Source organism: Mycobacterium sp. NGS35 (genome assembly GCF_059812855.1).
In genome coordinates this window covers 75,384-88,537 of the sequence record NZ_JCALDL010000014.1, presented here as the reverse complement: position 1 = coordinate 88,537, position 13,154 = coordinate 75,384, and the positions used below count along the sequence as shown (strand labels likewise).

The window sequence follows — 13,154 nt, the reverse complement described above, 5'->3', positions numbered from 1 at the left end:
TACACGATCAGACTGTCAGCAGCACCTTGACGGCGCGCCGTTCGTCCATCGCCTTGTATCCCTCGGCCGCCTCCTCCAGCGGAAGGGTGAGATCGAAAACCTTGCCCGGATCGATCTTTCGGTCCCAGATCAATCGGACCAGCTCCGGCAGAAACCGCCGTACCGGCGCAGGGCCGCCGTGCAGATGCACTGCCGATATGAAGAGCTCGTCAGCGGGAAGCTCCACGCCGTGGGTAACGCCGACGAAGCCGACATGCCCGCCTGGCCGCGTCGAGCGGATGGCCTGCAGCATGGATTCCTGAGTGCCGACCGCCTCGATGACGCTGTGAGCACCGAGGCCCTTGGTGAGTTCTTTGATCTTCGCCACGCCGTCGTCACCCCGCTCTTCGACGATCTCGGTGGCACCGTAGAACCGCGCCAGCTCTTGCCGGTCGGGATGCCGTGACATCGCGATGATGTGTTCGGCGCCAAGCTGTTTGGCCGCAAGCACACCCATCAGACCAACTGCGCCGTCACCGACCACGGCGACGGTCTTGCCCGGCCCCGCCTCTGCGGCGACGGCGGCGAACCAACCGGTGCCCAGCACGTCGGACGCCGCGAGCAGCGACGGCACCAGCGCCGGGTCCGGCTGACCGGGCAGAACGACCAGGGTGCCGTCGGCCAGCGGAATACGGGCACGTTCAGCCTGGGTCCCGATCGCAGCACCCATCAAAACGGCTTGTACACAACGGCTTTGGTATCCCGCCTGGCAGATATCGCAGGTGTTGTCCGACGCGAAAAACGATCCGACGACATAGTCGCCGACTGTCACGTTCTTGACATCTGCGCCTATTTCCTCCACGACGCCGACGTACTCGTGGCCCATCACCTGGTGGTCTGCCGCCTCGACTCCGCGGTACGGCCAGAGGTCGGACCCGCAGATGCAGGTCGCGGTCAATCGGATAACGGCATCGGTGGGTTCGACGATCTGCGGGTCGTCTCGGTCTTCGACCCGCACGTCGCCCGGGGAATGCATCACAACACCACGCATGGCTCATCTCCTTCTCCGTCTCGAAGTTCTCGCTACTCAGCCGGCCAAGCGCGTCAACCGACGTCGGCTTTTCAATCGACGTATCGCTGACGGTGGCCCACCGCGGAATTGCCTGCAGAACGGCTGGATACGCCGCTTAAGATTACCGCAGTGGGAACCGACAGCACCGACGCCGGCAATGCGCCGGTGGTCCACAGTTCCCCGGTTCAGAGCGGCGCGACCGGTTCCGAGCAGAACCCACGCCGGCACAACAAACACTGGGCCTGGTTCGTCGGCGTCTTCACGGTGCTCGAGATGCTGGGGTTTGGCCTCGCCATCGTACTCATGTTGCCGCTGGCAATGGCCACTGACCACTGCCATGACGGCAGCGCCGACAAGGTGTGCCACCTATCGGCAGCAGGCCAGAACGTGCTTGTTCTGATTCCATGGATGTGCCTGATTGCAGGCAGTGCCGGGGCTGTCGTGAGCGCGGTCGTGGCTGGGATCTTGCAACGGACACCGCTCATCGGCATACCCATCGGTGTCGCCGCCTACTTTGCGATGGCTCCACTTGGCTACCTACTCGCGCTCCACATCTAGAGCCAAGCACTATGTGGTGAAAGCGGGCATCCAACGCGCGAGCACTCAACCGGCAATGTAAGCACCGCAGATCCCGCACACTTCGTACTGCCTGCGATTCCACCGTGCGATCGGAATGAAGAACACGCTGAACTGTTTGAACTGCCGCATCCGGCTCCACTGCGTGGTGTTGTGGCAGCGAGGGCAGGTGCGGACTTGTCCAGGACCTAGGTACTGCTGCTTGCTGCCGTAGCCGAAGAGGAAAAACAACACGACACCAGCGTAGGGGCGCCACTGGGCCGGGCGGCCGGTCGGCGGCTGCATCGCTACCGCGCCCGCGCGTTAGTGTCAGTTGGTTGGCCACACCGACAAGCCGACAGAACAGATGAGCAGATTTATGACCGCAGCAGCAGAGGTGTCGCCGCTTGAGTCGCGGGTCGGCCACTACTACCAGATGGACGGCACGTACCTGGTCGGCCGCGAGAAGGTGCGCGAATACGCGCGTGCTGTGCAGGACTATCACCCCGCGCATTGGGACGTCGACGCCGCAGTGAAGCTGGGTTATCCGGACCTGGTCGCGCCGCTGACGTTCACCTCTGTGCCGGGCATGACCTGCAATCGCCGCATGTTCGAAGAGGTCGTCGTCGGCTACGACACGTATATGCAGACCGAAGAGGTCTTCGAGCAACACCGCCCGATAGTCGCCGGCGACGAACTGAAAATCGACGTCGAATTGACCTCGGTGCGCCGGATCGCCGGTAGAGATCTGATCACCGTCACCAATACCTTTACCGACACTGCCGGCGAGCGGGTGCACACCCTGCACACCACCGTTGTCGGCGTGACCGCCGAGGACGTCGATCCGACCATCAAGGCTGCCGTAGCGAGCGCGATGATGCACGACGTCAACATCCTCGAAGTCGGTCAGTCCGATGCCGCCTACGAGAAGACAGTCCGCCCTGCGGGCGAGATCCGCATCTCCGAAACAGGCGCCACCCGTACCCCGGGGACTCCGCCTCTTGAGAAGGTGCACGTCGGCGACGAGCTGCCAGTGCACCACACGCGGCTGTCGCGCGGCGACCTGGTGAACTATGCCGGCGTGGCCGGCGATGCGAACCCGATTCACTGGGACGAGAGCATCGCCAAGCTCGCCGGGCTGCCCGACGTGATCGCCCACGGCATGCTCACCATGGGCCTGGGTGCCGGATATGTCTCCGCTTGGTCAGGCGATCCCGGAGCGGTCACCCGTTACGCAGTGCGGCTGTCCGCACCGGCGATCGTCTCCGCCGCCGAAGGTGCAGACATCGAGTTCAGCGGCCGGATCAAGTCGCTGGATCCCGCGACCCGCAGCGGTGTCGTCATCGTCGGAGCCAAGTCCGGTGGCCGGAAAATCTTCGGCCTGGCCACGGTGAACATCCGCTTCCGCTGATAGCCGGCCCGTCCGCTCCGCCGCGTTGCGGTTTCGCACGCGACACGCCGTGGCAGCTGTCCGATTCCGCACACTCGCCGCGTCTTCGGGCGTGGGCACTGAGCAGGTAACGTTCTCTTGATGATGCACTGGAGTCGAGGAGCGACGAGTTGACTCTCGGTCTGTGGGGCGATCTGACGATTCTCGCCGCCGTGATGGAAATCGTCTTTGCCACTTGCGTTTTCCTGTACATCAGCCGGCTGGAGAGGCGGACGTCTCATCCGCTGGGTGAGAAAGTCGGCGCCCACAAAGCGGTGCTGGCCAAACTTCGCAAGCGGCAACGATTGTCGCAAGAGGAATTGGAGTATGCGACCGAACTGGTGACCGACGCTCGGTCACCCCTCGCCTACGCGATACCCGCGGCTTTGTTCACCATGGGCTTCTTCTATGTGGTCGGCTGTCTGTTCGTTCTCGATCTGGACGGCGGCCACCCCTCATTTCGGACGTTCATCGGCGGCATCCCGATGCTCACCTCCATGAATATGGCCGCTCAGCTGCACCGGGTCGCACGGTTGAAAGCAAACCTGCGCAACGTGTCAGTCGAGCCAGTCGCTGAAAACGACGCAGATGCAACCGATTTCAGCCCGCCTCACGAACGCCGCGGTGATTCCGCGATTGCATCGTCGTCCTCCCAGAGCAGCAGTTGACGAACCGCGGGCCGTGATCCGTAGGGCTGAAGCATCTGGCTGGCGGGCCGTGGACGCACCCTCAGCGGCCACCAGAACCAGCGGCCGAGTAGCGCGGCAACAGCCGGCGTCATGAATGACCGCACGATCAGCGTGTCGAACAGCAGACCCAGCGCGATCGTCGTCCCGATCTGACCGAGAATCCGCAAGTCGGCGAAGACAAACGAGGCCATCGTGGCTGCGAACACCAGCCCGGCCGCCGTCACCACCGCTCCCGAGCCGGCCATGGCGCGGATGATGCCGGTGTTCAAGCCGGCGTCGATCTCCTCCTTGAAACGAGAGATCAGTAGCAGGTTGTAGTCCGACCCCACTGCCAGCAGCAGAATGACGGCGAGCGCCAACACGATCCAGAACAGCTGGATACCCAAGAGGTCCTGCCATATCAGCACGGAGAGCCCGAACGAGGCTCCCAACGACAGCGCCACGGTACCCACGATGACGAATGCGGCCACGACGCTTCGGGTGATGAACATCATGACGAGCAGAATCAGGCTCAGCGCGGCGATGCCGGCGATCATGAGGTCGTATTTGGCGCCGTCCTGGATGTCCTTGTAGGTGGCGGCAGTGCCGGCGATGTAAATCTTCGACCCGGCCAGAGGGGTGCCCTTGACGGCCTCCCGCGCGGCATGCCTGATGCCGTCGATGTGCGAAATGCCTTCCGGCGTCGCGGGATCGCCGTCGTGGGTGATGATCATGCGGGCGGCTTTACCGTCCGGTGACAGGAACAGCTTGAGCCCGCGCAGGAACTCCGGGTTGGTGAACGCCTCTGGCGGTAAGTAGAACGAGTCGTCGGTTTTCGACGCGTCGTACGCCTGTCCCAGGGCAGTCGAGTTCTGCAGCGCCGCCGCGGTCTCGTCGTTGATGCCTGAGGTGGTGGCGTAATTGGTCAGCGTGAGATCACGGTTGGTCTGCTGATTGGCGATTTGCGGCGGGATCAACGCCAACAGTTTGGGTTGCAGCTCATCGAGTTTGGTGATGCTCCCCGAGACGTTGGCCAACTGGTCGGTCAACTCGTCGATGCCGTCCAGCGCGTCGAAGAGCGAGCGCAGCGCCCAGCAGGCCGGGATGTCGAAACAGTGCGGCTCCCAATAGAAGTAGTTGCGCAGCGGCCGGAAGAAGTCGTCGAAATTGGCAATCTTGTCGCGCAACTCCTGCGCTGTGGCGACCGTCTGCTGGAATGCTTTGGCCTGCTCGTCGGTAATGGCACTGGATTGCTGCTGCAACGCATACTGTTGGCGCAGAACGTTTATCGAGTCGTTGATCACGTCGACCTGCCTGAGCAGATCCGCGCCGCGGGCCTGCTGAAAGGGCAGGTTGTTGATCTGAGAAGCGTTGCCGGCACTGATCTGAAACGGTATCGACGTGTGGTTCAGCGGTGTGCCGAGCGGCCGGGTGATCGACTGCACCTGTGCGATGCCGTCAGTGTGGAAGACCGCCTTCGCGACACGTTCCAGCAGGATCATGTCGGTGGGGTTCCGGAGATCGTGCTCGGCTTCGACCATCAACACTTCGGGATTCAGCCGCGCCTCGGAGAAGTGGCGTTCGGCGGCCGTGTAACCGACATTCGCGGGGGCATTGCCCGGCATGTAGTGGCGGTTGTCGTAGTTCGTCTTGTAGTTCGGCAGCGCGAGAAGGCCGATGAGCGCGATGGCGACCGTCGCCACCAGAACAGGCCCGGGCCAGCGGACGATGGCGGTGCCGATGCGTCGCCAACCTTGCGTACGCATGGGGCGCGCCGGTTCGAACAGGCCGAAATGGCGGCCGACAACCAGCAGGGCAGGCGCCAGCGACAGCGCCGCCACGACCGCGACGAGGACGCCGATCCCGGCGGGTACTCCGAGACTCTGAAAGTACGGAAGCCGGGTGAAGGTGAGGCAGAGCACCGCGCCTGCGATCGTCAGGCCGGAACCGAGGATGATGTGAGCGGTGCCGCGATACATCGTGCTGAACGCCGCAATACGGTCCTGGCCGGCGTAACGCGCCTCGTGGAAACGACCGAGAATGAAGATCGCATAGTCGGTTCCGGCGGCGATGACAAGCAGCGTCAGCAGATTCGTCGAATATGTCGAGAGGTCGATGATGCCTGCGTTCGCGAGGACGGCGACGACGCCGCGTGACGCGGTCAATTCGATCATCACGGTGAAGATCACCAGCAACACCGTGGTGAGGCGACGGTAGAGGAAGAACAACATCACCGCGATGACCCCAATGGTGATCAGCGTGGTCTTCAGCGTGCCGTGACGGCCCACCTCGAATTGATCGGTGATCAGGGGCGCAGGTCCGGTGACGTAGGCCTTGATGCCCGACGGCGGTGGCGTGTGGTCGACGATGTCGCGTACCGAATCGACCGACTCGTTGGCCAACGATTCACCCTGATTGCCGGCGAGGTACACCTGAACCAATGCCGCCTTGCCGTCGGCGCTCTGAGAGCCCGCCGCGGTCAGCGGATCTCCCCAGAAATTCTGGATGTGCTCGACGTGCTTGGTGTCTCGGGAGAGTTTGTCGATCAAGCCGTCGTAGTAGTGGTGCGCCTCGGCGCCGAGCGGCTGATCACCCTCCAACACGATCATCGCAGAGCTGTCGGAGTCGAACTCGCCGAACTTCTTGCCGATCTCTTTACTGGCCTGCAGCGACGGTGCGTCGTGCGGGCTCAGCGACACATTGTGCGATTCGGCAACGGTTTCTAGTTGCGGGACAAAGACATTGGTCACCACCGCCAGACCTAGCCAGAACAGCGCGATGAGCACCGAGTACCGCCGGATGAGGTCTGGAATCCGTTGCATGTTCATCCGGACTTGTCCAGGCAGTAAGTGAATGCGTTCAAGGTGTTCACCGATCGCTCGTCTTTGACCACGTCGTCGATCTTGATTCGGCAGCCGATCGAACTGCTGTTGCCCTGGGCCTGCACGTTGACAGCCACGGCCGGCTCAGTGGTGGTGGTGTCGTACGTCCAGGGCAGGGCTGCATCGTCGACGCGCTGCGGTTGGGCGTTCACGTCGAGGTAGGTGATGGTGGCGACCGTGCCGGGCGGCCCGAAGACCTCCATGACCACGTGTTTGGGATTGAACGGAATGATCTCGTTCTCAGACCCGCTGGATGTCGACGTGACGTCATGGGAGGCGAAGATGGCGTGCAGGCGATACACCGCGAATCCAGCCACCGCCACGACGACCACCGCAACGACGATCATCCAGCGGCGGCGGAGTCGCCGTCTGAACGAAACCCGTTGCATCCGTGACCCTTTCATGAGCGGCGACAGGCGCGGACGGTGAGGATTCCTGTAGAAGTGCTAATCAACTAGGTTGAGATTACGATACGGTCTTCGACTCCACAACACAGGGATGTGTCGTTTCATGCCTTGCGACCGTCGTCTAGGAGCTGCTTTCGCAGCGTGGCCGCCCGGAAAGTGAGGTGATTGCGTTCGGCGACGGACGGCGCCTTCGCGGCGGCCTCCACGTATCGTTCTGCGGCCGTGCCGATTTCACCAGCGCGTTCGTAGCAGTAGGCCATCGCAGCGGTGTAGCGAGGAACGGATGGGTCCACTTCCGCCAGTGCGGCAAGCCCCGCATGCGGTCCATCCGCCTCAGCGACCGCGACGGCGCGGTTGAGCCGAACCACGGGACTGTCCGCGAGTCGAACCAGCTCGTCGTACCACTCGACAATCTGAACCCAGTCGGTCTCGTCGGCTGATGGCGCATCGGCATGCAGCGCCGCGATCGCAGCTTGTGCCTGGTACTCCCCGAGCCGGTCACGCGCTAGTGCGGCTTGCACGATGGCGACGCCCTCGGCGATCAGATCGCGCCGCCAGAGGCTGCGGTCCTGTTCGGACAACGGCACCAGGCTGCCGTCGGCACGTGTGCGGGCCGGGCGTCGCGCGTGGTGCAGCAGGAACAGGGCGAGCAGTCCCTGCACCTCCGGATCGTCGGTCATCTTGACCAGCTGCCGCGCCAGCCGAATTGCCTCGGCGGCCAGATCGACGTCCCCGCTGTAGCCCTCGTTGAAAATCAGGTAGAGCACCTTCATAACGGTGCGCAGGTCACCGAAACTGCTCAGTCCTGCTTCGCTCACAGTCTTCTTGGCGCGGCTGATCCGTTGCGCCATCGTGGCCTCGGGGACCATGTAGGCCCGGGCGATCTGACGCGTGGTCAAACCACCGACCGCCCGCAGCGTCAAGGCGACGGCCGAGGACGGGCTGAGCGCCGGGTGGGCACACAGGAAGTAGAGGTGCAGCGTGTCATCGACTGGGCCACCCGCACCGGATCGCGGCTCGCTGGCGACCAAGGACTCGCGGCGGCGCCGAGCAGCGTCGGAGCGGGTGATGTCGAGGAAGCGTCGCCATGCGGTCGTGATCAGCCACGCTTTCGGGTCGTCCGGCGGCTGGTCCGGCCACGTCTCGATGCCCCGGATGAGGGCGTCTTGGACGGCGTCCTCGGCGGTCGCGAAGTCTGCCCCGCGGTGGACCAGCGCAGCCAACACGCCGGGAATCAGCTCCCGCAGCTGCGTCCCGTCCACCGCGTGGGCGGCCATCACTCGGTGTCGGGCGACGTGTGCGTCAAGAACGGCCGAACCTCGAGCCACTCATGGATCGGCGTGCCGCCCGCGCCAGGTGCGGCCGACAATTCACCAGCCAATTCGATTGCGCGGTCGTAGCTGTCGACGTCCACGACCATCCAGCCGGCAATCAGGTCTTTGGTCTCGGCGAACGGGCCGTCGGTCACGGGCGGCTTGCCCTCGCCGTCGTAGCGCACCCAAACACCTTCCGGTGCCAAGGCCTGAGAATCGACATACTCGCCGCTGTCCTGCAGCCGGGCCGCAAAATCGTTCATGTACTTGATGTGCGCCTCGATCTCGGCGGGCGTCCATTGGTCCATCGGCACGTTGTTGACCGCTGCCGGCGCGCCTCGGTAGTGCTTGAGCATCAGGTACTTCGCCATGACTTTCTCCCTTCGCAAGTGGTGACCCTAATTGGTCACTCATCTGTGGGACGGAGCCGTCACGAAGATTTCGACATCCACTACCCGATTTTCGTTTCAGAGCGCCGCTGTAAGGCGCCAAAGCGCTTCGCGATCCGCGGAATTCGTTCGGTCCAGCGGGCTGATCACCACATCGGTGGCTCCAGCATCGCGATAACGGCGCAGCTGGCACAGGACCGACTCTTCGGGTCCGACCGCCGCGAGATCAGCAATATCGGTGACACCTTCTCGGGCAATCACGTTGCGGTACGACGGAATTGACTCGTAGACGCGCAGCCGCTGCGCCGCGATCACGCGAGCGGAGCCGGCATCCTCCGACAGCAGCACGGGCACCGCGGCGATCACGGGCGGTAGGGGACGGCCGGCTTGCTGCGCTGCTCTGGTGATCTCGGGCACGATGAATTCGGCGAGGGTCCGAGGCCCGGCGAGATACGGCAACGTCCCGTCAGCCAGTTCGCCGGCAACCTGCAATGCCTTAGGCCCCATCGCTGCGACGTATATCGGGATCGGAGTACCGCCGGCCACCTGCACCGGCCAGCTGGGGCTAGCGCTGAGTTCGCTGCCGTGGAAATCGACGGTTCCCGCGTCGAGCACGGAGCGCAGGATCGTCAGATGCTCACGCAGCCGTGTGATGGTGTTCGGCCAGGCGATGCCGAAGGCCTGGCGTTCGATCTCGCGTGCGCCCAGACCGAGCCCCAGGCTAAAGTTGCCATGGGCGGCCGCCTGCGCCGTTTGTGCCAGCGAAGCGATGATCAGCGGATGGCGAGGATTGACGGGCACCACCGAGGTGCCCACGCCTAACCCCGGCACGGCGGCTCCCACGAGCGCTGCGAGCGCGATGGCGTCATAGTTCATCTGTTGCGGCAGCCAGACTTGAGCGACGCCGAGCTCGTGGGCTCGTCGTGCCTGTGCGATTACGTCATCGACGAGATTGGGGGCATCGGGGCGAGCCATGACGACGATCCCGGTAGGCATGTTGGCAACCAACGCGCGCGCTCCACTCGTGATTCCAGGCGCCTCGTGGGAGCGACGGGTACCCCTGACGTCCTCGATGAGTCTTGCGGCCGGCGCGGGTCTACGTCCAGTGACGGCATCGAGGCCGAAATGACGAATGGAGCGATATGGCCAGACCCCGGCACGACCATCTGTGGGCATTGGCGCACGCCGAGCGTGCGGCGTTGGCGGAGGACCTCGCAGCCCTGCGCGACGAGCAGTGGCGGCACGGCACCTTGTGCGGGAATTGGGATGTCGAAGACGTCGTCGCACACCTGACGGCGGCCGCGAGTCTGAACCGGTGGAAGTGGCTGCGCAGCATGCTGGGAGCGCGTATGCGCCCTGACGTGCACAACCAGCGGCGGCTGGCCGAGCACCGCGGTGACACCCCGGCCGCGACACTTGATCGGTTCCGCGCCGTCATAGCAAGCACCACCGCGCCCTCCGGCCACATCCCCGCTTATCTGGGTGAGGTCGTCGTGCACGCGCAAGATATCCGTCAGCCGTTAGGGCTGGAGCGGTCACCTAGCGTCGACGCGCTGACGCCAGTGGCCGAGTTCTTCGCCCGACGCAACTTCGCAGTTGCCAGTCGTAGCCGGGTGGCTGGGCTTCAGTTGCGAGCAGACGACGGGCCGTTTGCGGCGGGCAGCGGTCCTCTGGTTACCGGATCAACCCTTGCCTTGGTCATGAGCATGGCCGGCCGCGTGCCCTACCTCGACGAGCTCGACGGCCCGGGGGTGCAGCTTCTTCGGTCACGAGTGCAAGCCACCGCAGCGTGAGCGGCCATATCGCGATTGCTTTGTAACCGAATCGCCCCAGAAGGCTACATCATTAACAACAGTCTCACTGTTAACATCCAGCCGTGGAGCACCCGCCGGAGTCGTTCAGTCTTCGGCGATCTTTTTCCCGGCGCGACGCACTGCGCTACGCGGCCACTGCGTCGGTGCTGGCCGGGATTGGAGTAGCAGGGGCCCGGATACCAACTGCTGCGGCCGCCGCTCCCCAACTGATCGACTTTGCCGCGCATCAAATTCCCGCCGAACACATTCGAGGTGCGGGCTACGCCGGGGTGATCAACTACGTGTCACTGTCGCGGCCTGGCTCGACCTTTGGCGCCAAGCCGATCACCCGGCCCTATGCCGAGTCGCTGACGAAAGCGGGGCTGGTGATCGTCAGCAATTACCAATACGGGAAGCCTGGCGGGACCGCACCATCGGACTTCACCCGCGGGTTCGCCGGGGGTGTCGCAGACGCCAAGACGGCCTGGCAGTTGCACACTGCTGCAGGTGGCGGCCAGAGCGCACCGATCTTCTTCTCCATCGACGACGACATAGACCGAACTACCTGGAACAACGTTGCGCTGCAATGGTTTCGGGGAATCAATTCGGTGCTGGGTGTGCAGCGCACCGGCGTCTATGGCGGAATCGACGTGTGCCAGTGGGCCATCGCCGATGGGGTGGTCGGGAATTCGCGCACGCCCGGGCGCCGGTGGGCATGGCAGACGCGGGCCTGGTCTGGCAACCAGGTCCACCCGGCGGCCGTTCTCTACCAACGCATCGTGAGTACCAAATCGAATCCCGGCCCGTTGGTCGGCGGATATGAAGTCGACGTCAACGACGTTTTGGCCCAAGATTGCGGCCAGTGGAATCTGCATCCGTGACGTCAGCGACTGCGACCGATCTTGCCTCAATCGTGGAAGGTAACCGTCTCTTCGAGGGGTGCCTTGTCAATCCGGTACGCCGCCGCGGGTGACGACATGTCCGGGTAGCCGAACGAGATTCCGAACAGCAGCTTCATCGACGCGTCGATGCCCAAGACGTCGCGAATAGGTTCGGCGAAAAAGCCGAGTAACGTCTGCGGCACTCCGCTGATGCCATGCGCGGCAAGTGACAGCAGGAACGTCTGCGCATACATCCCGATATCGCCGGCGACGCGAACGCCGTCGTAGAGGTGGGGCATGAAGAGCAGGCAGGCATGTGGTGCGCCGAAGAATTCCAGGTTCCGGCGCATTGCCACGCGTCGTTCCTCGCGGGCCTCCCGAGGGATGCCGAGGGCTTGGTAGTAGGCGGCGGCTTGGGCAACCTGCCGCTCGCGGTAAACGCCGTAGAGTTCGTCGACCGCCCAAGGAAAGTCAGGGCTCATCTGCTGGGCCGCCTCTGCGGCGAGCATTGCGCTGCTGACTTTGTCGCGCGTCGACCCCGACACGATATGGACATCCCAGGGCTGGATATTCGAGTTCGATGGGGTGTGACGGGCGTCCTCCAACACCTCATTGATGAGGGCGCGAGGAACGGGTGTGGGAAGGAAGCTGCGGATCGAGCGACGGTCGCGGACGATGTCGTGAAACGGCCTGGCCTGAGGCATCTTGCGTGTCTCCAAATAGGGCGGGATCATGAGAGCGATCAGCGCGAGTCGCCGAATTATCTAGTGCACTAGATACTATTGCAGCAGAGGTTATGAGCCGCAGCCGCCGCAAGAAAAGTCACTCCGTCAACGAGCAGCTGTCATTTGCGCTCTACGGCGCGGCCAATCGGCTCGTGCGGATGCACAAGCCGTTTCTCGAGCCGCTGGGCCTGACGTTCCCGCAGTACCTGGTGATGCTCGAGCTGCTCGGTGATGCACCCCGATCGGTCGGCGAGCTAGGTGCCAAGCTCGGCATGGACACCGGGACCATCACTCCGCTGCTGAAGCGCCTCGAGCAGTCCGGCATGGTCAGCCGCAAACGTGATGCCCAGGATGAACGACGGGTCCTTGTCGATCTGACGCCGGCGGCCGAAAAGCTGCGCGACCGAGTGTGGGCGGTCCCCGGTCAGATCAATACCGCGTGCAATCTGACAGCAGAGAAAGCCGACGAGCTTCGCGAAGCACTCGATAGGGTCGGCCGTCAATAAGCGTGCCGCGCGCTGGCCGCCGTAGTCGAATTCCGGGGCCGGCGAGGAACTTGCGAAGGCGGCGACGTCAGTGGTGTGGCTCTAACGGCTTTGTGCTGTAACGGCTTTGAGCGCTTCGGCGCGGCGGTGGAACGGTGTTAGTGGCACCCATGTCGGCGAGTTCCCGTCTGACCGTCAAGCGTGCGCCATGGCTTGGTAGCCCTCACTGACGCCGGGGTAACGTGGCCGCCACCCGGCAGCGCCTCGGAATCGGGCGTTGCTGACACGCAGTGAGCGAGTCAACGAGGTCAGGCGGTTACCCATGGACAGGCCGATTCGGCCAGGAACTGTGACCCACAACCTAACCCCGACTGCATCGGCGCACGCCTGCGCGTATTGGCGCTTGGTGACCGGCTTGTCGTCGACGACGTTGTAGGTTCCGTCGCGGCAGGTGAGGGCGGCTTCCACTGCGTCACCGGCGTCGGCGACGTGTATCGACGATATGTAGGAGTCCGGGCGCCTTGGGCCGCGAACGCCGTGGCAACTCTCGAGATCACCTCTTGTTCAATGACTCCG

The 13,154-nt window shown here is 63.7% G+C and carries 15 protein-coding genes; 6 read left to right on the top strand and 9 right to left on the bottom strand.

Annotated features, from left to right (window positions below; translation table 11 throughout):
- Nucleotides 1-7 precede the first annotated feature (7 nt).
- On the bottom strand, nucleotides 8-1,030 hold the full coding sequence (locus AC5Y4C_RS19435) for a zinc-dependent alcohol dehydrogenase family protein (protein WP_499904512.1): 1,023 nt from the start codon (nucleotides 1,028-1,030) through the stop codon (nucleotides 8-10).
- 150 nt (nucleotides 1,031-1,180) lie between these two features.
- Here AC5Y4C_RS19435 and AC5Y4C_RS19430 point away from each other — a divergent pair, with 150 nt between their 5' ends.
- Nucleotides 1,181-1,609 carry a hypothetical protein gene (locus AC5Y4C_RS19430; RefSeq protein ID WP_499913331.1) on the top strand — a complete coding sequence of 143 codons (429 nt, stop codon included), beginning with the start codon at nucleotides 1,181-1,183 and terminating at the stop codon, nucleotides 1,607-1,609.
- 45 nt (nucleotides 1,610-1,654) lie between these two features.
- Here the strand turns inward: AC5Y4C_RS19430 and AC5Y4C_RS19425 are convergent, their stop codons facing one another.
- Complete coding sequence (locus AC5Y4C_RS19425) at nucleotides 1,655-1,861, bottom strand: zinc-ribbon domain-containing protein (protein WP_499913329.1); 207 nt, start codon at nucleotides 1,859-1,861, stop codon at nucleotides 1,655-1,657.
- 124 nt (nucleotides 1,862-1,985) lie between these two features.
- Between AC5Y4C_RS19425 and AC5Y4C_RS19420 the strand changes: the two genes are divergently transcribed.
- The gene (locus tag AC5Y4C_RS19420) at nucleotides 1,986-3,017 is read left to right on the top strand and encodes a fused (3R)-hydroxyacyl-ACP dehydratase subunits HadA/HadB (RefSeq protein WP_499964869.1); all 1,032 of its coding nucleotides are present in this window, start codon (nucleotides 1,986-1,988) and stop codon (nucleotides 3,015-3,017) included.
- A gap of 149 nt (nucleotides 3,018-3,166) precedes the next feature.
- Nucleotides 3,167-3,703 carry a hypothetical protein gene (locus AC5Y4C_RS19415; protein ID WP_499964867.1) on the top strand — a complete coding sequence of 179 codons (537 nt, stop codon included), beginning with the start codon at nucleotides 3,167-3,169 and terminating at the stop codon, nucleotides 3,701-3,703.
- Here the strand turns inward: AC5Y4C_RS19415 and AC5Y4C_RS19410 are convergent.
- From AC5Y4C_RS19410 to AC5Y4C_RS19390, 5 genes are all read right to left on the bottom strand, one after another.
- On the bottom strand, nucleotides 3,646-6,531 hold the full coding sequence (locus AC5Y4C_RS19410) for an MMPL/RND family transporter (RefSeq protein WP_499964865.1): 2,886 nt from the start codon (nucleotides 6,529-6,531) through the stop codon (nucleotides 3,646-3,648). The genes AC5Y4C_RS19415 and AC5Y4C_RS19410 overlap by 58 nt on opposite strands.
- Entirely contained in the window at nucleotides 6,528-6,974 is a 447-nt protein-coding gene (locus tag AC5Y4C_RS19405) for an MmpS family transport accessory protein (RefSeq protein WP_499964863.1), read from the bottom strand. Before AC5Y4C_RS19405 ends, AC5Y4C_RS19410 begins: the two co-directional genes overlap by 4 nt.
- Before the next feature lie 119 nt (nucleotides 6,975-7,093).
- Nucleotides 7,094-8,269 carry an RNA polymerase sigma factor gene (locus AC5Y4C_RS19400; protein WP_500008513.1) on the bottom strand — a complete coding sequence of 392 codons (1,176 nt, stop codon included), beginning with the start codon at nucleotides 8,267-8,269 and terminating at the stop codon, nucleotides 7,094-7,096.
- Nucleotides 8,269-8,676: a YciI family protein gene (locus AC5Y4C_RS19395; protein WP_499904497.1), complete on the bottom strand. Its 408-nt coding sequence runs from the start codon at nucleotides 8,674-8,676 to the stop codon at nucleotides 8,269-8,271. Before AC5Y4C_RS19395 ends, AC5Y4C_RS19400 begins: the two co-directional genes overlap by 1 nt.
- Before the next feature lie 96 nt (nucleotides 8,677-8,772).
- Nucleotides 8,773-9,690 (bottom strand): LLM class F420-dependent oxidoreductase, encoded by a 918-nt coding sequence (locus AC5Y4C_RS19390; RefSeq protein WP_499964859.1) that lies wholly within the window; start codon nucleotides 9,688-9,690, stop codon nucleotides 8,773-8,775.
- Between the two features lie 146 nt (nucleotides 9,691-9,836).
- Here AC5Y4C_RS19390 and AC5Y4C_RS19385 point away from each other — a divergent pair, with 146 nt between their 5' ends.
- Together AC5Y4C_RS19385 and AC5Y4C_RS19380 are read left to right on the top strand one after the other, a co-directional pair.
- Nucleotides 9,837-10,487 (top strand): maleylpyruvate isomerase family mycothiol-dependent enzyme, encoded by a 651-nt coding sequence (locus AC5Y4C_RS19385; protein WP_499964857.1) that lies wholly within the window; start codon nucleotides 9,837-9,839, stop codon nucleotides 10,485-10,487.
- A gap of 83 nt (nucleotides 10,488-10,570) precedes the next feature.
- The gene (locus tag AC5Y4C_RS19380) at nucleotides 10,571-11,368 is read left to right on the top strand and encodes a DUF1906 domain-containing protein (protein WP_499904490.1); all 798 of its coding nucleotides are present in this window, start codon (nucleotides 10,571-10,573) and stop codon (nucleotides 11,366-11,368) included.
- Nucleotides 11,369-11,394: 26 nt separating this feature from the next.
- Here AC5Y4C_RS19380 and AC5Y4C_RS19375 read toward each other — a convergent pair whose 3' ends face one another.
- The gene (locus AC5Y4C_RS19375; protein WP_500008512.1) at nucleotides 11,395-12,102 is read right to left on the bottom strand and encodes a nitroreductase; all 708 of its coding nucleotides are present in this window, start codon (nucleotides 12,100-12,102) and stop codon (nucleotides 11,395-11,397) included.
- A gap of 62 nt (nucleotides 12,103-12,164) precedes the next feature.
- Here AC5Y4C_RS19375 and AC5Y4C_RS19370 point away from each other — a divergent pair, with 62 nt between their 5' ends.
- Nucleotides 12,165-12,599, top strand: a complete 435-nt coding sequence (locus AC5Y4C_RS19370; protein WP_499964854.1) for a MarR family winged helix-turn-helix transcriptional regulator — start codon at nucleotides 12,165-12,167, stop codon at nucleotides 12,597-12,599.
- Between the two features lie 174 nt (nucleotides 12,600-12,773).
- Here the strand turns inward: AC5Y4C_RS19370 and AC5Y4C_RS19365 are convergent, their stop codons facing one another.
- Entirely contained in the window at nucleotides 12,774-13,046 is a 273-nt protein-coding gene (locus AC5Y4C_RS19365) for a hypothetical protein (RefSeq protein WP_500008511.1), read from the bottom strand.
- Between the last annotated feature and the right edge of the window lie 108 nt (nucleotides 13,047-13,154).